Source organism: Halalkalibacter krulwichiae (genome assembly GCF_002109385.1).
In the GTDB taxonomy this organism is placed as follows: Bacteria; Bacillota; Bacilli; order Bacillales; family Bacillaceae_D; genus Halalkalibacter; species Halalkalibacter krulwichiae.
The window spans coordinates 4,270,695-4,292,523 of record NZ_CP020814.1 but is presented as its reverse complement, the minus strand read 5'-3'; the positions used below and the strand labels follow the sequence as shown (position 1 = coordinate 4,292,523).

The window sequence follows — 21,829 nt, the reverse complement described above, 5'->3', positions numbered from 1 at the left end:
ACTCGATCGATTTTAACGGTACTGCTATGGAATAAAGCAGTGCTTTTTTATTGAAATCTTTGGCTTGTATCATGTAAAATAGACACTTGTTATTTTAGTATAATGAATGGCGGTGTAATAGATGAACAGCAAGCCTGTTGTAAAAGAGTATATACATGAGTATCAAGATCAAGTCGTCCAGTTGATTCTTGATATTCAACAAAAAGAATATAATATTGCGATTACAAAAAATGATCAACCAGACTTATTTACAATTGAGGAATTTTACCGACAAGGGAACGGCAATTTCTGGGTTGCTTTATACGAAAATCGTGTAGTTGGCACGATCAGCCTTTTAGATATAGGGGAGAATCAAGTTGCCTTAAGGAAGGTATTTGTCGATAAACACTTTCGTGGTCCGATTTATCAAACGGCAAACCTTTTGTTAGAAACGGTAATGAACTGGTCAAGAGAGAGGAACGTTGGTGCGATTATACTAGGGACGACACCACAATTTAAAGCAGCGCACCGGTTTTATGAGAAGAATGGGTTTATTTCAATCGATCAAGCAGATTTACCTGAGAGTTTTCCAATATTAAAAGTTGATAAAAAGTTTTATAAGTATGTATTTTAGTTGAGTAATAAATGGGAGTGTCTCAAAAGGCTTGGTTAGTCTTTTTGAGACACTCCCAACTTTGTCAATGCACGGTTTGTAGGGTAATCGTAAAGGTTGTTCCTACTCCCACTTCGCTTTCTACATCAATGGTTCCTTCATGGTTTTCAATGATCTGATAGCAGATCATTAGGCCAATACCCGTTCCTTTTTCCTTCGTCGTGTAGAAGGGCTCACCTATTTTTGCAAGGACTTCTTGAGAGATTCCCGTTCCTTCATCAATGACTTGAACCTGAACACGAGCTTCTCGTTTGCGAATTGCAAGGGTGATGTTTCCTCCATCACTTGAGGCTTCAATTGCGTTTTTCACCAAGTTGATAAAAACCTGCTTTATTTTTGTTTCTTCACAGTTGACTATGATTTCATCTGATGGTACTTCTAAGTTGAATTCAATGCTTTTCATATTTGCTTGAGAAGTAAGGAGCAGTTTGACATCGTTCATTAACTGGACTATGTTGTGGTTTTTTCGGTTTTCACTATGAGGTTTAGCAAGCAGTAATAGTTCACTAGAAATTTGCTCAATTCGAGACAATTCATTTTCGATAATGCTGAAGTATTTTTCTTTTTTTTGGCCGGACGTTTTCAGGATGTCGATGAAACCTTTTATAGCTGTTAATGGATTGCGCACTTCGTGGGCAATACTTACCGCTAGCTCTCCTGCTATGTTTAATTTCTCTGATCGAACCATGAGATCTTCATTCTCTTTTTCTTTCGTAAGATCAACAAAAGAATGAAGGATTGCTTCTTTGCCCTCAAAGCTGGTATTGATGGATTTTACTAAAAAGACATGTTTGTTGTCATCAGGCTGCTCTAGTAGAAGTTCCTCAGGGGATTGGTCAAGTTCGGTATCAAAGTAATGAAAGAAAGATTCTAAATCAATTTCAAACTGATTTTTTGCTTCTTGATTTGAAAATAGGATCTCTGACTTTTGTCGTATGATGACTGGCAGTGGAAGCTTATCAATGATCGTACGAAGTTTTTTCTCACTTTGTTCGATTATTTGCTTCTTCCCCTTAATTACGTTATTTTCATTCATTAAATGAGCATTTTTATTGAGTAACTCTTCGTTCTGGCTTTCAATCCGTTGAAGTCTTTCTAATTCATTGGTCGATGGATAACGATGATTCTTCTCATGATAAAAAGGCGATAGACAGTATTCATCGTCTGTCAAAAAATGGGTATGACTCTTCAACAACTCATTCTGAATAAAGGCAGGAGTTGTATACCCACTATAAGGACAGATAGACATGATCTTGTTTTCTCTAATAAATTGATCGCAAGTACACTCATGTAATTTCAGGTCTCTTAAAGCAGAGTGTACGTTTTCAATCGGAACTTTTCCCCAAATGCGTATCGAAAAACCTTGATGAAAATAAGGTTCAAATAAAACATTTAAACGAGATTGCACACCTGTTATATCCAACTTGTCATCTCGTAAATAAAAATCTAATGTATTTAGAAAGATGAGGTTTGAACTAGGAAGCTCTCTTATCGATATTTCTTCCTTAATTTGTTCTATAATCTCTGGTTGATAAATAAAGAAAACAACCGTATCCTCGGTCTTCCCTTCATAGCTAAACTGAACGGCATTCTCGATATATTTATCAAAATCATTATACATGTAAAGAATATGTGCACCTTTTTTGTATAAAGTTTGATCGTTTATAAGTTTCGAAATAGGATGTATCGTCGACATACCGTATTCTCCTCATCACCTGACTTCATTATCTTTATTCTATCATTATTTCTTTTCATATAAAGGTAAAAGAGTCTAGAGATACTTGAATTCGAATTGTTTCGACTTTTTATTCGATATTAATTGAAAATATTATTCTAATTATATAGAATGTAGTAAGTGGAAATAGTTTCCTAGGAGGGTGATAGGGTGGATGTTTTTACGATGACGGGACGAAAAAGAGAAACCTATGATGTTCAAATGGTATATTCGTCGTTATGGGAATGTGCGCTTGGGATTGCGGCTGTTACGAATTCACGATTAATTGATACATTAGAAAAGCCATATTCATATTGGAAAGAGGTGAAAGAATCTCTATCAGAAGAGCTAGTAAATCAGCTTGAGTATGTCGAGACGAACAATACGTGGAAGGCATTGCTACAATTGCTTCACTATACAAAGAACGAGAACATCGAGGCGTTTACTACTCATGTGCAGTCGTTAGACAATGTTCGATTAAAATTTCTATGTCTCCCTTTTGTCGGGGACCGGTTTCAAGATGTAAGGGAAAAGGCTGCTTATGGTGATGAGCGCGCGATTACTGCATTGAAAGAGATAACGAAGGAGAATCCGTTTTTCCCGCAATACATTGAGTTCATTAGTAAAAGTGAACCGACTGAGTTGAAAACTCACCTTATCAAAGTGATGACAGGATGGTATCGGTCAGTCGTGGCTCCGGAGCTTGAAGCAACCGAGCAAATTCTACGAACGGACTACGAATCGAAAAAGGAAATGAAAGCGAAAGTGTCTGCTGAAGAACTGGTTCAATGGGCAACAGGGGGAATTCAATACTTGCCGGAACCAAGTGTTCATCGTGTCCTTCTTATTCCTCAATTTGTCTACCGTCCATGGACGATAGAGGCAGACATTGAAGGAACGAAAGTATTCTATTATCCTGTCGCAAATGAAAGTATCGCTCCTCATGACAACTATATGCCAAGCCAGTCGTTAGTATTGAAACATAAAGCGCTAGGGGATGAGGTGCGCCTTCGAATGGTGAAATTGTTATCGGAATGTGAACGATCGTTGCAGGAGCTTACCGATCAATTAGATTTAGGAAAATCGACCATTCACCATCATCTTAAGCTATTACGAGCAGCAAAAATCGTTGAAACCAATCAAGGTAAATATTCACTTAATCGAAATGGGCTCGAACTGCTTTCTGCGGAGTTGGAGCAGTATGTAAACCGATGAATGAAACAAACCTTTTGAAAAATCGTTCGTTTCTTTCGACTTGGATAGGGAATGCGATCTCGGAGATCGGTGGCTCGTTTGGAACGTTTTGCAATTCCATCTTGGTCTATCAGCTGACAGGGTCGACGGTGGCGCTAGGCAGTATGTGGTTATTGTATTTCCTTCCATCGCTTGTGCTGCAGCTAGTTATTGGGCCTTACATTGACCGGTGGAGTCGAAAGTGGATTATGGTATTCTCGCAATGGGCACGAGGGCTTGTCTTTCTATTGCCACTTGTCGCTGTGCTAACTGGTAACTTGGAAGTGTGGCACATCTATCTCGTACAAATTATCATTGGACTCGTTTCGCCTTTGTACGTACCTGCAAACCAAGCGATGACACCAACGATCGTGAAGGAAGAGCAACTCCAGTCAGCAAATGCCTACTTGGATGGTACGGCTCGCTTGATGATGTTCATGGCACCCCTTATGGCGGGGGCTGTGATTGAAGTTGCAGGTATCCCTGTTACTCTCATCCTTGTTAGTAGCTTCCTGATCGGAAGTGGGTTTACATTGCTGTTGATTCAGGAGGATAGAAGGAAAATGGACGTTAGAAAAACGTGGATGGCGGAGTTTAGAGAGGGTGTTTCCTTTTTCTATGCCGAACGGATTCTCGTCTGGTTAGGTGTCTTCCTCGCCTTTGTGCAATTTGGAGTCGGTGTGACGATGGTAACAACTCTTCCATATGTGATAGACGAATTAGGAGGGAGCTACGCCGAATATGGTTACTTCATGGCTAGTTTCCCAGTAGGATACATACTAGGTGCCGTTTTAGTAACTAAAATCAAATACAAGAGTCGCAGAGTTCTGATGCTTGGCTCGCTCTTTTTAGGGGGCTGACGTTCATAGCCCTTTGGTTGAATGGAAGCATTCTATTAGCGATCGCAACGGAAATAATCGGCGGAATTGTCATGGCGATTTTTAGTATCCACAATACTACCATTTGTCAAAAAGCTGTTCCAAACGACTTAATCGGAAAAGTATTCTCCGTTCGATTATTCATTATAAGAGCAGCGATGCCACTTGGCGTCTTACTAGGCGGAGCACTCAGTGAAATCCTCGGTGTACGACCATTGTACTTAATGATAGGAATACTAATCAGCACCGTATCCGCAGCTGGTCTATTGCTGCCGTATTTTGCTTTTATTGATGAGAAATACGATGAAGGAAAAATGGTTTCTTAATCGAAATATAGTAGGGTTATGAAAAACTTATATGCTAGTGACACACTGTTGCCGAGAACACTCCCCAAAACACCTGAAGGAGGCGAAAACAATCGAGATAATCCAACTTACAAAAAGCACTACTCCTTTTTCAAATTTACAGTTTGTTAGTGGGCAAGTGGCGAGGGATGGAGCTTTGCTAATAGTGGAAACGAGTTTGGAAGAGCTTGATTTCTTCAGCCGACCTGTCCCGAAACGAAACTGGACGATCCATATCATGAAAAATGACACGATAGAGACGGTTGAATTAAAAAATGTGTCGCTTATCCCGACGGCGGTTGACTTGTTTTCAGATGGTTCGCTGTTGCTCGTTCAATCTCGTTGTTTGAAGGACGGTTCATCTGTTGAGCGGAATGCGAGAAGGTATAATCGGAATGGGCAATTGATCTCGGCTTTTACGCTTGGTGATGGAATTGAACAGATGCAGATTGATGAGACCGATACGATTTGGGTGAGTTATTTTGATGAAGGAGTGTTTGGAAATTTTGGCTGGGAACATCCCATTGGAAGTGAAGGCCTTTTGGCTTTTACAAAGGACGGTGAGAAGCTTTGGGGCGCGGGTGATTATGGAATCGTTGACTGCTACGCGCTCAATGTGACGAGTTCGAAGGAAGTGTATTTTTATTATTATGCCGATTCTTATCTCGTTCAATTAACGAATCGAGTAGAAGAAATACGCTATCGTATAGAGGGGGAGACGTTACAACAATTTCTCATGGAGCCAAATGGAATGATAGGCCAGATCGACCACTATACGGTCAAACGCTTTAAAAAAAGAAACCGGACAATGGTGCCAAAGGCGAAAATTGAATTTGTTGATGAAGCGGGAAAGCGCCTGATTGGCCAAGTGTTTATGCGTGGAACGTTTTTGTATTTATACGGAAAAGAGGGAATCTTCCAAAGGTAGAAAGAGAGTATAGTCGTTCAGATGATAAAAGGAGGAATCAGTATGAGTCGGCAAAGATTAAGACGTTCATCAAAAGACCGAGCGTTAACAGGAGTGTGTGGGGGAATTGCCGAGTATCTCGGAATCTCGTCTTTCGTTGTTAGGATTTTATTTCTGTTTGTTCCTGCCAATTTGCTCGTTTATATTATTTTAACGTTGATGATTCCGGACGGACCGACATCTTTATAAGAACGTAACCTTCTGCGGAGGTCACAGAGCGACGCTTCTCTTTGATGTGTCGCTCTGAATTTATTAACTCTTAATCGCGATACCGTTGATCTTCAAATGATCTTGAAAGATTTCCGTGATCGTTGGGAAATCGTCTTTTTCAATCCAAGTGCCTGGTTGCCACACTTTTGATTCTTTTAACGCGCGTGGGCAATGAATAAAGCATTCTTCGACGTCGACGGCAATTCCAAGCAATGGTGCCTTGCCATTTAAACTCATTGTCTCTAGAATGTTTGGATCTTTTATAACTGTTGCTCGTCCGTTCATGCGAAGGACTTCTTCTAATCCAGGGATCACAAAAACGAGACCGACGTTCGGATTTTCGATTATATTGTGAATCGAATCCAGGCGTCTATTACCAGGTCGATCGGGAATGATTAATTGGTGTTTATTTAAAATCTTGATGGAGCTAGGGTAGTCTCCTCGTGGTGACACATCGCATTTGCCTTCGGCGCTTGCAGTCGAAAGGAAAAAAAGAGGCGACTCCGAGATGAAACGTTCACAATGCTCATCGATGACGGAGATCGTCTTTTTGACGACTAACTCGTGAGGGGCTTGGATGATACCTCGTAATTCATCCTTTGACGTAAGGGCATAGCGAGAAAAATTGATTCGCTCCATGAAATCAGCTCATTTCTATAGCAATTAATGAAAATCATTATCAATCATAATGCTATTGTAAACGATGACATGATCTTTTTTCAAGAGCGTACGAGAAAAAATAAGGCTGTGACAAAAGGGTTTTATTAGTCAAAATCCGAATGCCATGACCGTAGATACATCGCATCCACTCCGGAAACATCCTTCGCTTTTCCGCGGGTGGCTGGTGAGCTTCCCTGTGCTAACGCACTGTGGGAGGAAGATGTCCAAAAGAGGAGTGCTAAAGGACAGATGCTAGATGAATAAGGAGGAAGATGTCCAAAAGAGGAGTGCTAAAGGACAGATGCTAGATGAATAAGGAGGAAGATGTCCAAGAGAGGCGTGCTAAAGGACAGATGATAGACGAATAAGGAGGAAAGTGTCCAAGAGAAGCATGCTAAAGGACACTTGCTAGATAATTTAAGACGAAACTGTCCATGACCAGCTAGCCAAACGATAATTCAACTACAAATCGTCTCATTCCATTATAAAACTCCCATTGAAAAATAAGCAGTCTAACCTCTATTGCTAATTAGACTACTTATTAAAAACTAATACCATAACGAATCTATTCTTTCTTTACGCTAGTCGTGCCCTCCCTCTTTTTATTCCAAAGTGCATAAAGGATCCAGAACAGTGGAATGCCTACTAGTGCAACAAATTGCTTATAGGTTTGTGGCAAATACATAATGAGCAAAAGGCCGATCACTATAAATGGTGGCATGAGCAGCCAGTAGCGTTTGTTTTTAAAGTCTTTCCACATCGTGTTTCTCCTCTTCGTTTGTTACTACCTACTACTATTAGAAAAGCTGCTAGTAACTCCTCTTTTTCCTAACTGGGGATTCCGGAATTTCCTTCTTGACAACCCGAGATAAATAGATTACTATGTGTGTAACCGGTTACAGAAACGATCAAGATGAGGAGATTTTATGACGACAATCCGTGATGTAGCAAAACATGCGCAAGTATCAGTTGCGACTGTTTCAAGAGTGTTAAACCAAAAAGGATATGTAAGCAAGAAGGCGGAAGAGGCTGTTATGGCTGCGATTAAGGAGCTTGATTTTAGGCCGAATGCCGTTGCGAGGACGCTTTACAATAAGTCATCTCGAATGATCGGTTTAATTGTACCGGATATTACGAATCCGTTCTTTCCAGAATTAGCGCGTGCCGTCGAGGATATCGCTCTTACATACGGCTACACGGTTGTGTTGTGTAATGCCGATGAAGATATTAAAAAAGAACGCAATTACTTGGACGTTTTAAAGCAAAAATATGTTGATGGCATCATCTTAACGAATAATCAGCTCTCGTTCTCAGAGGTTGATGAAGCCGGTGTTCCAATGGTTGCACTTGACCGGGTAATCGCGGATCATATTCCGACCGTCGTTTCGACTAATAAAATCGGTGCTGAAATGGCTACGAAACATTTAGTTGAAAGCGGATGCAAGTTCATTGCTCATCTAAGAGGGCCAAAGGGACTGCCGACAGCGGATCAACGGTTAGAAGGCTTCCGCAATGTCGTAGAGCAGTCAGCAGTGGCAAGTGTCGTGGTCGAAGCGGATTTCCATTATGAGCGATCTGAACTGGTGACAGAGGAGCTGCTTAAGCAACATCCGAGTATTGATGGGATTTTTGCTAGCAGTGATGTGACAGCAGCAGGAGCGTTAAAGGCAATTAGCAAAATGGGGAAACGTGTACCAGAAGACATTCAGATTGTCGGTTTTGATGGCATTCCTTTTGGAGAGATGCTTGTTCCTTCCTTAACGACGATTGCGCAACCGATTTATCAGATGGGAGCAACAGCTGCAAGGCTACTAATTAAATTAATTGAAAAGAAACCAATAGAAGGCTCATATTTTGAACTATCTACAGATTTAATCATACGTGAAACAACAAAAGGAGAGGGGGCAGCCAAATGACCAAACAACCAATCATCACAGTCGTTGGCAGCATTAACATGGATATGGTGACGGTGACGGATCAAGTTCCTGTTCAGGGAGAGACGCTGATCGGAGAGAGATTTGAAACGATCCCCGGTGGAAAAGGAGCAAACCAAGCCGTCGCTGCCGCAAGACTCGGAGGGAATGTGCAGTTTATCGGCCGTGTTGGAGACGATGCCTTTGGCAAGGAGCTTCAACAGGTTTTACAACAGGAAGGGATTTCTGTAACGAATGTGGAACCGGTTACACATTCAAGTTCCGGTGTTGCAACGATTCTTTTATCGGAAAATGATAACCGAATCATCGTCATTCCAGGGGCGAATCGTCATGTGACACCTGAATATGTCGAGCGCCACAAAGAACAGCTTTTAGCGAGTGACCTCGTCTTGTTGCAATTTGAAATTCCGCTTGAGACGATTCGTTATTGCTTAGACCTATGTGAGCAGGCGGGCATTCCGGCCATTGTCAATCCGGCCCCAGCTCAAAACCTCGGTGAAGATTATTGGAAAAAAGCTCTTTATATTACACCGAATGAGACAGAAGAAAAAGAATTGGATTTAGATCAGAATCAAGAAATTGCTCAGAAACTAATTGTGACAATGGGCGAACGTGGCGCTAAATTTACAGAGAATGGCGAGGAGAAGCTCGTTCCCTCTTATAAAGTAGAACCGACTGACACAACGGGAGCTGGCGATACATTTAACGGGGCGCTAGCGGTTGCGATTAGTGAAAACATGTCGCTACAACAAGCGGTTGAGTTTGCCAATGCCGCAGCTGCCCTGTCCGTGCAACGATTTGGAGCACAAGGCGGCATGCCAACACGAGATGAACTAGAGCAATTCATTAGAAAGTCGAGGGAACAATCATGAAAAAGCAAGGAATTTTAAACCGAGATATCGCGGAAACCCTCGCTAAGCTCGGTCATACGGATACGATCGTGATTGGAGACTGTGGTCTCCCGATCCCTGATCACGTTCGCTGCATTGATTTATCTTTGAAAAAAGGGGTACCGACCTTTTTAGACGTATTAGAAGAAGTGCTTGCTGATATGGAAGTGGAGAGCATCATGCTAGCAGAAGAGATAAAGGAAAATAATGAAAAGGTTTACAGTGAACTTGCTCTGTTAAATCTTCCTACTCAGTTTGTCAGTCATGAGCGTTTTAAAAAGGAAACACATGAAGCTAAGGTGATTATTCGAACAGGCGAAATTACGCCGTATGCCAATATCATTCTTCAGGCTGGTGTGATTTTCTAAAGGGGGTGTCTGTATGATCATTCAAATGGAAGGAATTTCGAAATCATTTAGTGGAAACCGAGTGTTAAAGGATGTTGCATTCTCCTTAGAAAAAGGTGAGATTCATGCGTTAATGGGCGAAAACGGTGCCGGGAAATCGACGATGATGAAAATTTTAACAGGGATTTATGCCCGCGATAACGGTACGGTTCACGTTAAAGGAAGAGATGTCGTTTACAAAAATCCAAAGGATGCAGAACAAGACGGAATTGCTGTTATTCACCAAGAGTTAAACATCCTCCCAGAACTGACTGTGGCAGAAAACTTGTTTTTAGGAAAAGAGCAAACCGTCGGAAAGACCCCTTGGCTAAAAACAAGAGAAATGAACCGGATCACAGAGGAAAAGCTCGCTGAACTTGGATTACGAGTGAAGGCAACAGAGCGGACAGGAAATTTATCGGTTGGGAAACAACAAATCATTGAAATTGCGAAAGCGCTTATGACTAATGCTGACGTTATTATTATGGATGAGCCGACCGCAGCGTTAACGGACCGTGAAATCCAGACACTTTTCAAAACGATTCGCGATTTGCAGCAGCAAGGAGTTTCCTTCATTTACATTTCACACAGAATGGAAGAAATCTTCTCACTTTGCGACCGGATTACAGTGTTAAGGGACGGTCAGTATGTCGGTGTGAAAAAGATTCCGGAAACGAACTTCGATGAAATTGTCAGCATGATGGTTGGTAGACAGTTAGGCGGCAGGTTCCCTGAAGTGACGAACGAGCCTGGTGATGTGAAGCTTGAAGTGAAGAACCTCAGTCGAACAGGCGAGTTTGAAGACATCTCGTTTTCCGTACGCTCAGGAGAGATTCTTGGGATTGCAGGCTTAATGGGTGCAGGAAGATCTGAAGTCGTGGAAACATTGTTTGGCTACCGCAAAGCCGAGAAGGGTCACATTTTCATCGATGGCAAGGAAGTTCAGATTGCTTCACCGATTGAGGCAATCCGAAACAGGATAGGTTTAATTACAGAGGATCGAAAGTCAAAAGGGTTAATTACCGATTTTTCGATTCGTGAGAACATCAGCTTAACAAACTTGAATTCTATTTCAGGGAAAGGTTGGATTGGCAAGGGCAAGGAATCAACACTTGTAAACGATCTGATCAAACGGTTAAATGTCGCTTGTGCAGGACCGGAACAACAGGCCAAATCACTAAGCGGTGGAAATCAGCAAAAGGTTGTCATTGCTAAATGGCTCGGAACCAATCCTAGTATTTTGATATTAGATGAACCGACTCGCGGGGTTGATGTCGGGGCTAAGAAAGAAATTTATACGATTATGAAAGAGCTGGCAGAACAAGGAGTCGCAATCATCATGGTCTCATCCGAGCTTCCAGAAGTGATCGGTATGAGTACAAGAGTCATGGTCATGTTTGAAGGCACGAAGCAAGCCATTTTAGCACGAAATGAATTAAGCGAAGAATATATTATGCACTACGCCACTGGAGGCGATAAACATGTTGGGTAAAGGGAAAGTTTCATTCAATTTAGCGAAATTAGGTCCACTAATTGGTCTTTTGTTAATCATTGTGATCATTACGATTTTAAATCCTAGTTTCCTATCAATGTCAAATATCTTTAATATTTTAAGACAAGTATCGATCAATGCCTTAATTGCGTTTGGGATGACCTTCGTTATTTTAACAGGTGGAATTGATTTATCGGTCGGTTCGATTCTCGCATTGTCCGGGGCCGTAACGGCTACTTTACTAGCAGCAGGTGTAGATCCGGTGCTTGCTGTTGCAGCCGGCTTAGCTGTTGGGGCACTACTTGGAGCATTTAACGGATTGATTATTTCAAAAGGAAAAGTCGCACCGTTCATTGCGACGCTAGCAACAATGACGATTTTCCGTGGCTTAACGCTTATGTTTACAGACGGAAAACCGGTTACTGGTTTAGGAGATTCTACGTTCTTCCAAATGCTAGGGAAAGGATATTTTCTAGGAATTCCTGTACCAGCAGTAACAATGATGGTTTCATTCGTTATCTTATATCTCATCTTGAAGAAAACAACATTTGGCCGCCGCGTCTATGCCGTAGGGGGCAACGAGGAAGCTGCGATTCTATCAGGAATTAAAGCTGACCGTATCAAAATTTATGTGTACTCGTTAACTGGATTTCTATCGGCGCTTGCTGGGGTGATCCTGATGTCGAGACTGAACTCAGCTCAGCCGACTGCTGGATCGATGTATGAGCTTGATGCCATTGCCGCTGTTGTACTAGGCGGAACGAGTTTAACAGGTGGAAGAGGTTGGATCGTCGGTACCTTAATCGGGGCCTTGATCATAGGAGTTTTAAACAATGGACTTAACTTGCTTGGAGTCAGTTCCTTCTTCCAGCAAGTTGTCAAAGGTGCTGTTATTTTACTTGCGGTATTAATTGACCGGAAGAAAAATGCTTAATCGTTTTTAAAGAAATCTCATTACAAAACAAAGGGAGAGAACATGATCATGAAAAAACTATTGATGCTTGTCACATTACTGATGTTAGCTTTTGTAACTGCTTGTTCAATGGAATCACCGACTAATAACTCCAATTCAAATGGAGAAAGCACTGCGAGTAGTGGAGATGGAGAGTTCACAATTGGCTTTTCGATCTCAACTTTAAACAACCCATTCTTCGTAACGTTGCAAGAAGGTGCTGAGGCACAAGCTGAAGAATTAGGTGTGAATCTTGTCGTTCTTGATGCACAAGACGATGATGCAAAACAAGTAAGTGATGTAGAAGACTTAGTTCAACGTGGTGTTGATGCGATCTTAATCAACCCAACAGACTCTGCGTCTGTCGCTGCAGCAGTTGAAGTAGCAAACAGTGCAGGCATTCCAGTTATTACAGTAGACCGTGCAGCAGAATCTGGTGAGATTGTAACACATATTGCTTCTGACAATATCGCTGGTGGAGAATTAGCAGCTGAGTTATTAGTAGAATTAGCAGGAGATGGCGCGAAAGTAGCTGAATTAGAAGGAATCCCTGGAAGTTCAGCAGCACGTGAACGTGGAGCTGGTTTCCATAACGTAGCAGAAGGAACACTTGATGTCGTGTCTTCACAAACAGCAAACTTTGACCGTTCTGAAGGCTTGAACGTAATGGAAAACATTCTTCAAAGCAACCCTGACATTGTCGGCGTGTTTGCACACAACGACGAAATGGCGCTTGGAGCGTTAGAAGCAATTGAAGCGGCGGGCAAGGGAGACGAGATCTTCGTTATCGGCTTTGATGCAACAGATGACGCAGTAGCAGCTGTTGAAGCTGGCCGCTTAGCTGGTACAGTAGCGCAACAACCAACATTAATCGGTTCATCTGCTGTAGAAGCAGCGTTAAAAGTACTAAACGGTGAAACAGTAGAAGAAAGTATTCCGGTAGAATTGGAATTAGTAAAATAAGATTTTTCTAAATGTACTTCTGTTTTAAAAGATTGTCTCCAGCATAGGAGAAACCAACATAACACAAGAAAAAGCGTACAAATTCGTAATGAGTTTGTACGCTTATTTTTCATTGATCCTTTGAGGGAGTTTGGAATTTAATGTTACGATAAAGGATAAGGAAAATCAGTTTTTCAACTAAAGGAAAAGGAGCCTTTCATTGAAGAAGAATGGATTGGCCGGCGGATTAAAATAGGAAATGAAGTCGAAATGGAGTTTGTAGGACCTTGTAAAAGATGCATGATTATTACTGTTGATCCCGATAACGCAAAACGAGATGCGAGTCTACATAAAACGGTTATTAAAGAAAATAACAATAAATTTGGTGTTTATGCATCTGTGATCAAAAAAGGTGACATTCATGTTGATAATGACATTCATCTACTTGATTAACCTAATTGCGGTAATTCAAAAGGTCAGCGCACCTTTTATGTTTGTTTCAATAACAATACCACTATAATCAATAATTATTTATTGTAAAACAATAAATACCGTGGTAAATTTAAAAACAACGATAACTAAGTGAGGTGTTTCTTTATGAAACAAGGAACAACATTGTTTTTAAAAATAGCGGTTATGATTATCGGAGCTCCAGTTCTTGTGCTGGCTCTATTTGCGTTGCCTTGGCTCGTTAATAACCCAGTAAATCCAGCTTATGCCAATATTCTCTATCCGATTGTAGGTGCGATGTATGTATCAGTGATCCCTTTTTTCGTCGCCCTGTATCAGGCGCTAAAGCTTTTAAGCTATATTGACAGGAACCAAGCTTTTTCAAAATTGTCTGTTACATCTCTAAAGGTCATCAAACGCAGTGCGATAACCATTAGTGGTTTGTATGTCGTAGCGATGCCATTTATTTTTCGCTTAGCAGACCTAGACGATGCACCAGGTATTATCGTCATCGGAATGGTCCTGATCTTTGCTGCAATGGTCATTGCCGTTTTCGCAGCTGTTCTTCAAAGACTTTTACAAGAAGCAATTGATATAAAATCGGAAAATGACTTAGTCGTCTGAGGTGAAAAGACAATGGCAATTATCATAAATATTGATGTGATGTTAGCTAAAAGGAAAATGAGCGTAACGGAACTTTCGGAGAAGGTTGGCATAACAATGGCGAATCTCTCTATTTTGAAGAACGGAAAGGCAAAAGCTATTAGATTCTCAACGCTAGAGGCCATTTGCAAAGCATTGGACTGCCAACCTGGCGATATTTTAGAATACCGGAGTAAGGAAGATACAAAGAAGTAGCTTAAGTAAGATGTCATCCATTTAGTTGAATTTCAAAATAAAAAGAATAATTTGCTATAATGCTACTAATAATTGTAAAATTCAATATATACTTTCGCGGTGCTTATAGTTTTGTATAAAGATAGGGGTGTCATTTTGAGGGATCTAAAAATAAGTGAGGTAAATTCGCTTAATAAGGCGATTGATATTTTAGAAATACTATCAAAAGAGAAAGAATGGGTAACCATTAATGAAATTATTGCTATAACCAAATATCCAAGGCCTACTGTATACCGGTTGCTTTATACAATGGAAAAAAGAGGGTTAATCCGTTATGACTCAGCTTCTGCGAAGTATAACTTTGGATTTAAATTTCTCGAGTATAGTAATGCGCTACTCGCTTCACAAGATATTTTGCAAGAATCAGAATTTACTTTGATCGAAATGTATAAAAAATTAAAACAGACGGTTTTACTTGCGACGGTAGAAAACGATTCACTTGTCTATATATTTAAGAGAGAAAGAGCCGCTGAAGGAATTATGTATACTTCTGTTGTTGGTCAAAAAAGAGACTTACTTTATGGTGCACTAGGACGTGTTTTATTAGCATATTTACCTAAAGAGCAACAAGAGAAATTTCTAAATGATCCACTTCCACAATGGACTCCTCATACAATCTCAGATAAAGCAAGTCTCCTTCAAGATTTAGAGAAAATCAGAAGTGAGAAACTTTGTGTTGAAATAAACGAAGCTACTATTGGACTTGGGGGATTGCATCTCCTATTTTTGGATTGAATGGAGAAATAATAGCTGTTTTAGGTGTCATATGTCCGACATCCAATTTACAAGAAGAGTCATTGGAAGAGACTAAAAGCATGGTCAAAGAAACGGCGCACACAATTTCAACAAAGATGGGATATCAATCAAACTAGACGAAATACTCTACCTATGATTAAGGTGGGGTCTTTTTTTATGTTTATTGAAGAAACTTTTAAAAAGACGAGTTAATCCGTCTTTTTTTTGTTTAGTAAACTTTACAAATGTTTAAATTTTTAAACAATTCAGCATAAAAGTCGTTTTGAGTATTGATAATATTTAACAAAGGTAGTAAAATGATCATATAGTGATCTCTATAGTTCATATTATGAACTCAAATACAAACGGAATCTGAAAGGGGTTTATTTATGAAATTTGCGTTGTTTAATGAAAATCAATTTGGTGTTGTAGAAGGAAATGAAATTGTTGATATTACTGATCTGATTGCGTGGGACAAAAATGATGTACAACGTTCACTAAATAATTTTTTTGAAAACTATGATGTTTTACGTAGCCAATTAGAAGAGACAGTTAAAGGTGGCCATAAATATTCATTAGCCGATGTTTCGTTACGTGCTCCAGTCCCAAAACCTAGTAAAATCATTGCGGCACCGATCAACTATATTTTGCACCAACAAGAGATGAATGCAGCGTTAACTGTTGATAGACTAGGTGTATTTTTGAAAGCGCCATCGTCAATTATCGGACCAGGAGAAAATGTGTTGTTACCATTTAAAGATCGAAGGGTTGACCATGAGGCTGAAATCGCTTTTGTCATTGGAAAAGAAGCAAAGGATGTAAAAGCAGAAGATGCACAGGATTATATTTTTGGTTACATGGGGTTAATGGATATAACGGTCAGAGGTAAAGAGGATCGTCCTTGGAGAAAATCTTTTGATACGTTTACTCCGATTGGACCTTGGATTGTCACAAGTGATGAAGTAGGTGACCCAAACCAACTTCAAATGGATCTATGGGTAAATGATGAGCTTCGTCAATCTGTTAATACAAATGAAATGATTTATGGGTGCTATAAATTGCTAGAGGAAGCTTCACGAGTGATGACGTTGTATCCAGGAGATATCATAACGACTGGTACACCTGAGGGAGTAGGACCAATTAAAAAAGGCGACACAGTTCGTTTAAAGATTGAAAGAATCGGTGAGTTTTCGGTAAATGTGAAAGAGAAAGCAGGAATCTTAGTATAAAAATTTGAGAGAAAGTGGTGGGTGTTGATGGCTGAGCAGAAAGTGAAACAAAAGTGGACTCCTGAACTATTAAACTTTCATGATGAATTAGATGAATTAAACTTAGGGCCTTTATGGGCTTCTGTATTTAGCAAAGCTGAACCGGAATCAAAAGCCATTCCTTATATGTGGAAAAAAGACTTAATTCTTAAAAAGTTAGAAAAAGCTAAAGAGCTCCTTCAAGTTGGCACAGGCTCAATTGACCGAAGAGCGGTTTACCTGATCAATCCTGGAATGAAAGATATGCAACCTCATGGATGGGGAGGAGCGACACAGACCTTATATGCTGCAGTTCAAGTTCTAAATCCTGGAGAAGTTGCCCCTTCACACCGTCATATGACATCAGCACAACGATTTATTATTGAAGGACAAGGAGCTTCGGGGACGGTTAATGGGGTTAAGTACAATTTTGAACCTGGTGATTTCGTTGTTACACCTGCTTGGACTTGGCATGATCACAAAAATGAAGGAACTGAACCTGTTATTTGGATGGATGCTCTCGATATACCATTTTGCAAAGGGTTAGGAACCTTTTTCTTTGAGAAATATCCTGAAGAAACGCAACCGATAAACGAGATTGAAGATCTCGGTGTGCATCGTTATAAGGGAGGAATGGTGAGGCCAATCACGGACAGAAAACCTTCTCCTGCACCTCTAGGAAGTTATAAATGGGATCTCACGAAGCAATCTTTAGACGGCTTAGAAGTGTTAGCGCCGGATCCTTTTGATGGTCATACAGTAGAGTACATTAATCCTTCCAACGGACAAGATGCGAATGGAAGAGTGGGAGCAAGAATGACGAAGCTTCCGGTTGGCTTTGAAGGAAAAGCGCACCGTCACGCTCATAGTTGCATCTACCATGTATATAAAGGTAGCGGTTATACCGTTATAAATGGGACTAAATTCGAGTGGGAAGCTGGAGACTTTATTGCTCTACCAGGTTGGGCATGGCACGAACATGTTAATACTTCCACTGAAGAAGAGGCGCTACTATTCTCAACCAATGACTTGCCTCTCATGGAAATGCTAGGATTTGAACGTGAAGAAGCTTATCAAGATTATAACGGTCGACAAGAGATTGCAAAGGTCTTTCAGCCGATCTTACCCTAAGTAATGACAATAATGACAATGAGGTGAATTGTATGGAAGAAGTAAAAGAAGTGGTAATAGTCGGTGGAGGTATTGGTGGTTTAGCAGCAGCTTGCGGACTGGGCAAGTTGGGAAAGAAAGTAACTTTGTTAGAACAGGCAGAAGAGTTTGGTGAAGTGGGTGCCGGACTTCAAGTAGGGCCGAATGGGTTAAGAGCTTTAGATACATTAGGAGTTCTAGATGAGGTTTATAAACATGCAGTGTTCCCACGTCGACATGTTTTTAAGGATGCGATAACTGGGAAAGAACTGAGTGCACTTGTATTCGGTGAGACCTTCCGTGAGCGATATGGTTATCCGTATATTGTCATTCATCGCACGGACTTGCATACGGTGTTGCTCGAAGCTTGTAGATCTTTAGATAATATTACGTTTAAAAGCAATCATCGGTTACTAGAAGTAACAGAACATGACGATCATGTTGAATTACTGTGTGCGAACGGGGCTGTTATTCGAGCTGAAATGGTAGTTGGAGCAGATGGAATAAACTCTAATACTCGCAAACTAATTAGTAACGATAAACTTGTTCCTTCTGAGTATGTAGCTTATCGATTTACCGTTTCTGCATCTGAGATGAAACTAGATATAGATTGGGATGAGAAATTTACATGGATAGGTCCTGGGATACATTTGGTCCAGTATCCTGTTCGACATAAAAGTGTAATCAATCAAGTTGCTGTCTTCAAAAGTCAAAGTTTTAAAGATGGTTCTGACAATTGTGGAACGGTAGAGGAACTTCATCAAATGTTTGGTAACAGTTGTCCGACCATACGTGAATCCTTGAAGTTTGCTGAGCAAGGCATGGTGACCAAACTATTTGACCGCGACCCGCTTGATAACTGGACGAGTAAAAGAGTGACACTATTAGGTGATGCGGCTCATCCTATGTTGCAATACTTGGCTCAAGGTGCTTGTCAGGCAATTGAAGATGCTGTATGTCTAACTAGGGTTATGTCCGAAAATAGTGATATTGATAAGGTGTTGTCATTATACCAAGAAGAAAGAATTCCTAGAACGGCACAAGTGCAAAGAGGAGCCAGACAATGGGGAGAAATCAAGCATGCTGAAGATCCAACAACTATCCTATTAAGAAATACTATTATGGAAAATAGAGATGCTGAGGACTTTAAATATTTAGATTGGTTATATAGTAAAAGAACAGCTCCGGCTGCTATTTCGCTAGCGCAGCAATAGAGTCATAAGGAACTAGATTGGTGTTTGCAAAAGGTTCTCTTAAAAACCAAAGAACATGAATGAGTTAAAGTCAGGTGAAAAACAAGTACTATGCATTATTTAGGAAGTAACGTTAGAGTGATGTGAAATGGGTGTGTTCAAGTGTAACTGAACCACCTCTTTTTACTAGTTATTAGAAAAGGCGTTGGTGTATGTGTACGAAAAGACTTTAAAAACAAGTGATCTTACTGTAGAAATATATTCGTTAAATTGTCTAGAAAAATTGATTTCAGGTTTAGAAGACATACCTTTTACAAAAAAACTTTTATTGGAATCATTACTTAGAAATAAGCATCGTATGAAACTGACAGATAGGGACATTTTTGAAATAGCAACTGGATTTAGTTCAAATAAAAAAATGGAAATCCCTTTTTTGCCATCTCGGATCATTATGCAGGACGCTTCGGGCTTACCCGCTCTCGTAGATTTGGCATCATTACGTAATGAAATGGAAGAAATGGGTTTTGACCCTCAAAATATTAATCCGCAGATACCTGTTGACCTCATTATTGATCATTCTCTTCAAGTAGATTACTCTGGCGCTTCGGATGCCTTTGAAAAGAATTTAGAGATGGAATATAGCAGAAATGAAGAACGCTACACGTTTCTAAAATGGGCCCAGCAATCCTTTGAAAATTTCCGTGTTGTTCCACCAGCAAGCGGTATTATACACCAGGTGAACTTGGAGTACTTGTCCAGTATCGTTAAGACCGATGAGAAAGACGGTCAATGTTATGCATTCCCTGATTCTGTGATTGGGACTGATTCACATACGACGATGATTAATGGGCTAGGAGTCTTAGGCTGGGGTGTTGGCGGTGTTGAAGCTGAAGCTGTTATGATGGGAAACCCGATAAATTTGATCGTTCCCGAAGTGATCGGTGTGAAGCTGATCGGAAGGGTGAAAGAAGGGGTAACAGCAACAGATATTGCGCTTACTGTCACAGAACATTTACGACATAAAAATGTTATCGGTAAATTTGTTGAGTTTTATGGACCAGGAATGATGGATCTATCACTACCTGACCGAACAACAATAGCAAACATGGCTCCAGAATATGGGGCGACAGTTGGTTACTTTCCCGTTGATCAAGAGACCCTACATTACTTAAAAGCAACGGGCAAAGATGAAAAAACAGTTCGGCTAGTTGAGGAGTACACAAAAGAACAAGGGATCTTTTACTCAGAGGATACGAAAGAACCGTTATATTCAGAAGTACTAGAAATAAATCTAGCTGACATCGAGGTAAGTATTTCAGGACCGAGCCGCCCGCAAGATAGAGTTGACTATAAAAATGCAAAGAAGTCATTTCTAAATGCTTTTAGTGAAATAAGCGAGGGAAATATCGATCGTCTGAATGTACCGATGAGCGAAAAAAAGAATATTGTTGGACATGGTTCCATTGTCATCGCCGCGATAACGAGTTGTACCAATACATCGAATCCATTTAATATGCTTACTGCTGGTCTTTTAGCTAGAAATGCCGTTAAAAAGGGCTTAGCACCCTCAAGTTATATTCAGAAGAGCTTAGCTCCTGGTTCTAAAGTTGTTTCCCAATACCTACAACAATCTGGCTTACTGTCGTATTTTGAACAGTTAGGATTTTATAATATCGGCTATGGTTGTGCGGTTTGTGTTGGCAATAGTGGAACAATTAATCCGCTAGTAGAAAAAGAGATAACAGAAAACAATTTAATTGTTGCATCGATCCTAAGCGGAAATCGTAATTTCGAGGGACGTATTCATCCATTAGTAAAAGCAAACTACCTAGCTTCTCCTCCACTAGTTCTTGCATACGCTTTAGCTGGCACGGTTGCTATTGATTTGTCAAAAGAGCCTCTTGGAATTTCAAATAAAGGCGAAAAGGTATACCTAAAAGATATTTGGCCAACTGCAGATGAAGTAAATGAGTTAATTGCGAATTATATCTCCCCGACTTTATATAAAGACACATATGAAAATGTGTTCGCTGGAGATGAGCGCTGGAAGTCATTGCAAGATGTTAAGTCACCATTGTATAGGTGGGACTCTCATTCAACCTACCTTAAGCCTTCCCCATTTTTCAAACGATCCAATGAGAAAATTGGAAATATCAAGCGAGCAAGAGCCTTAGTATACTTAGGAAATTCTATTACAACAGATCATATTTCACCAGTTGGTGTGATTGATCCAGATGGCTCTGCAGGACAATTTCTCTTACATCAAGGAGTAACTAATACCGAACTTAATACTTACGGAAGTAGAAGAGGAAATTATGAAGTGTTAGTCAGAGGAACGTTTGCGAACCCGATGATTCAAAATAAACTAGTAAAACAGCGAGGGAGTATAACGAAACACTTTCCTAGCAATGAAGTAACTAGTATTTATGAAGCGTCTGTAAGGTATCAAAAGGAACAAATTCCCCTTGTCATATTAGCTGGGAATCAGTACGGGGCAGGAAGTGCTCGTGATTGGGCGGCAAAGGGAACGTTGCTACTTGGTGTTAAAGCTGTTATCGCAGAGCAGTTCGAGCGAATCCATAGAAGCAATTTAGCAATGGTTGGCGTATTGCCGTTACAATTTAGTGATGAGCATAATTGTGAAAGGCTGGGTTTAAACGGGGATGAGGAATTTAACATATTAGACCTAGAAAGTGAGTTATACCCGAATAAACTGTTACGTGTGCAAGCAATTTCAAGCGATGGTATGAAAGAGTTTCAAGTCATACTACGCCTCGACACGACTGCAGAAATTGATAACTACCTACAAGGTGGTTTATTTAAAAAAATGCTGCAAACTACTAAAAGAGTTTTTACTACTTCTCCGCTGTAATAGCAACAGTTTTATGATTTATAGTCAATTTG

The 21,829-nt window shown here is 40.3% G+C and carries 22 protein-coding genes and 1 pseudogene; 20 read left to right on the top strand and 3 right to left on the bottom strand.

The genetic code is table 11. The features are described 5' to 3' along the window. Window positions 1–121 precede the first annotated feature (121 nt). Complete coding sequence (locus tag BkAM31D_RS21715; protein WP_066158682.1) at window positions 122–613, top strand: GNAT family N-acetyltransferase; 492 nt, start codon at window positions 122–124, stop codon at window positions 611–613. 64 nt (window positions 614–677) lie between these two features. On the opposite strand, the gene BkAM31D_RS21710 is transcribed toward BkAM31D_RS21715, so the two are convergent. After that, on the bottom strand, window positions 678–2,348 hold the full coding sequence (locus BkAM31D_RS21710) for an ATP-binding protein (RefSeq protein WP_066158685.1): 1,671 nt from the start codon (window positions 2,346–2,348) through the stop codon (window positions 678–680). Window positions 2,349–2,537: 189 nt separating this feature from the next. On the opposite strand from BkAM31D_RS21710, the gene BkAM31D_RS21705 reads away from it, so the two are divergent. From BkAM31D_RS21705 to BkAM31D_RS21690, 4 genes and pseudogenes are all read left to right on the top strand, one after another. Further along, on the top strand, window positions 2,538–3,581 hold the full coding sequence (locus BkAM31D_RS21705; protein WP_066158688.1) for an ArsR/SmtB family transcription factor: 1,044 nt from the start codon (window positions 2,538–2,540) through the stop codon (window positions 3,579–3,581). Further along, a pseudogene (locus tag BkAM31D_RS21700) lies at window positions 3,578–4,803 on the top strand (MFS transporter). Before BkAM31D_RS21705 ends, BkAM31D_RS21700 begins: the two are co-directional and overlap by 4 nt. Window positions 4,804–4,987: 184 nt before the next feature. Next, a complete protein-coding gene (locus tag BkAM31D_RS21695; RefSeq protein WP_235820541.1) occupies window positions 4,988–5,749 on the top strand; it encodes a YxiH-YxzG fusion protein in 762 nt (253 codons plus the stop codon). 42 nt (window positions 5,750–5,791) lie between these two features. Beyond that, the gene (locus BkAM31D_RS21690; protein WP_066158693.1) at window positions 5,792–5,977 is read left to right on the top strand and encodes a PspC domain-containing protein; all 186 of its coding nucleotides are present in this window, start codon (window positions 5,792–5,794) and stop codon (window positions 5,975–5,977) included. Between the two features lie 63 nt (window positions 5,978–6,040). Here the strand turns inward: BkAM31D_RS21690 and BkAM31D_RS21685 are convergent, their stop codons facing one another. Together BkAM31D_RS21685 and BkAM31D_RS21680 are read right to left on the bottom strand one after the other, a co-directional pair. Next, window positions 6,041–6,637 carry an MSMEG_1061 family FMN-dependent PPOX-type flavoprotein gene (locus BkAM31D_RS21685; RefSeq protein ID WP_066158695.1) on the bottom strand — a complete coding sequence of 199 codons (597 nt, stop codon included), beginning with the start codon at window positions 6,635–6,637 and terminating at the stop codon, window positions 6,041–6,043. A 586-nt stretch (window positions 6,638–7,223) separates the two neighbouring features. Continuing rightward, window positions 7,224–7,418 (bottom strand): hypothetical protein, encoded by a 195-nt coding sequence (locus BkAM31D_RS21680; RefSeq protein ID WP_066158697.1) that lies wholly within the window; start codon window positions 7,416–7,418, stop codon window positions 7,224–7,226. Between the two features lie 166 nt (window positions 7,419–7,584). Here BkAM31D_RS21680 and BkAM31D_RS21675 point away from each other — a divergent pair, with 166 nt between their 5' ends. The 15 genes from BkAM31D_RS21675 (at window position 7,585) to acnA (ending at window position 21,797) form a co-directional block, all read left to right on the top strand. After that, the gene (locus BkAM31D_RS21675; protein WP_066158700.1) at window positions 7,585–8,574 is read left to right on the top strand and encodes a LacI family DNA-binding transcriptional regulator; all 990 of its coding nucleotides are present in this window, start codon (window positions 7,585–7,587) and stop codon (window positions 8,572–8,574) included. Next, the gene (gene rbsK / locus BkAM31D_RS21670) at window positions 8,571–9,464 is read left to right on the top strand and encodes a ribokinase (protein ID WP_066158703.1); all 894 of its coding nucleotides are present in this window, start codon (window positions 8,571–8,573) and stop codon (window positions 9,462–9,464) included. Before BkAM31D_RS21675 ends, rbsK begins: the two co-directional genes overlap by 4 nt. Next, the gene (rbsD, locus tag BkAM31D_RS21665) at window positions 9,461–9,850 is read left to right on the top strand and encodes a D-ribose pyranase (protein ID WP_066158705.1); all 390 of its coding nucleotides are present in this window, start codon (window positions 9,461–9,463) and stop codon (window positions 9,848–9,850) included. The genes rbsK and rbsD overlap by 4 nt, the downstream gene beginning before the upstream one ends. Before the next feature lie 13 nt (window positions 9,851–9,863). Continuing rightward, complete coding sequence (locus BkAM31D_RS21660; protein ID WP_066158707.1) at window positions 9,864–11,360, top strand: sugar ABC transporter ATP-binding protein; 1,497 nt, start codon at window positions 9,864–9,866, stop codon at window positions 11,358–11,360. After that, a complete protein-coding gene (rbsC, locus tag BkAM31D_RS21655; RefSeq protein ID WP_066158710.1) occupies window positions 11,350–12,294 on the top strand; it encodes a ribose ABC transporter permease in 945 nt (314 codons plus the stop codon). Before BkAM31D_RS21660 ends, rbsC begins: the two co-directional genes overlap by 11 nt. 48 nt (window positions 12,295–12,342) lie before the next feature. Further along, a complete protein-coding gene (rbsB, locus tag BkAM31D_RS21650; protein WP_066158713.1) occupies window positions 12,343–13,275 on the top strand; it encodes a ribose ABC transporter substrate-binding protein RbsB in 933 nt (310 codons plus the stop codon). 198 nt (window positions 13,276–13,473) lie between these two features. Then, entirely contained in the window at window positions 13,474–13,707 is a 234-nt protein-coding gene (locus tag BkAM31D_RS21645) for an MOSC domain-containing protein (RefSeq protein WP_084372429.1), read from the top strand. Between the two features lie 144 nt (window positions 13,708–13,851). Continuing rightward, window positions 13,852–14,328, top strand: a complete 477-nt coding sequence (locus BkAM31D_RS21640; protein WP_066158719.1) for a DUF2975 domain-containing protein — start codon at window positions 13,852–13,854, stop codon at window positions 14,326–14,328. Window positions 14,329–14,340: 12 nt separating this feature from the next. Further along, window positions 14,341–14,562 (top strand): helix-turn-helix domain-containing protein, encoded by a 222-nt coding sequence (locus BkAM31D_RS21635; RefSeq protein ID WP_066158723.1) that lies wholly within the window; start codon window positions 14,341–14,343, stop codon window positions 14,560–14,562. Window positions 14,563–14,697: 135 nt separating this feature from the next. Further along, window positions 14,698–15,336 (top strand): IclR family transcriptional regulator, encoded by a 639-nt coding sequence (locus tag BkAM31D_RS21630; RefSeq protein ID WP_157108299.1) that lies wholly within the window; start codon window positions 14,698–14,700, stop codon window positions 15,334–15,336. Continuing rightward, window positions 15,333–15,473, top strand: coding sequence for an IclR family transcriptional regulator C-terminal domain-containing protein (locus BkAM31D_RS24925; RefSeq protein WP_180319887.1), 141 nt, complete (start codon window positions 15,333–15,335; stop codon window positions 15,471–15,473). Before BkAM31D_RS21630 ends, BkAM31D_RS24925 begins: the two co-directional genes overlap by 4 nt. Before the next feature lie 252 nt (window positions 15,474–15,725). Next, a complete protein-coding gene (locus BkAM31D_RS21620) occupies window positions 15,726–16,565 on the top strand; it encodes a fumarylacetoacetate hydrolase family protein (RefSeq protein ID WP_066158733.1) in 840 nt (279 codons plus the stop codon). Between the two features lie 27 nt (window positions 16,566–16,592). Next, a complete protein-coding gene (locus BkAM31D_RS21615; protein ID WP_066158737.1) occupies window positions 16,593–17,714 on the top strand; it encodes a cupin domain-containing protein in 1,122 nt (373 codons plus the stop codon). Between the two features lie 32 nt (window positions 17,715–17,746). Next, window positions 17,747–18,946, top strand: coding sequence for an FAD-dependent monooxygenase (locus BkAM31D_RS21610; RefSeq protein ID WP_066158740.1), 1,200 nt, complete (start codon window positions 17,747–17,749; stop codon window positions 18,944–18,946). 193 nt (window positions 18,947–19,139) lie between these two features. Next, window positions 19,140–21,797 carry an aconitate hydratase AcnA gene (gene acnA / locus BkAM31D_RS21605; protein ID WP_235820542.1) on the top strand — a complete coding sequence of 886 codons (2,658 nt, stop codon included), beginning with the start codon at window positions 19,140–19,142 and terminating at the stop codon, window positions 21,795–21,797. Window positions 21,798–21,829 lie beyond the last annotated feature (32 nt).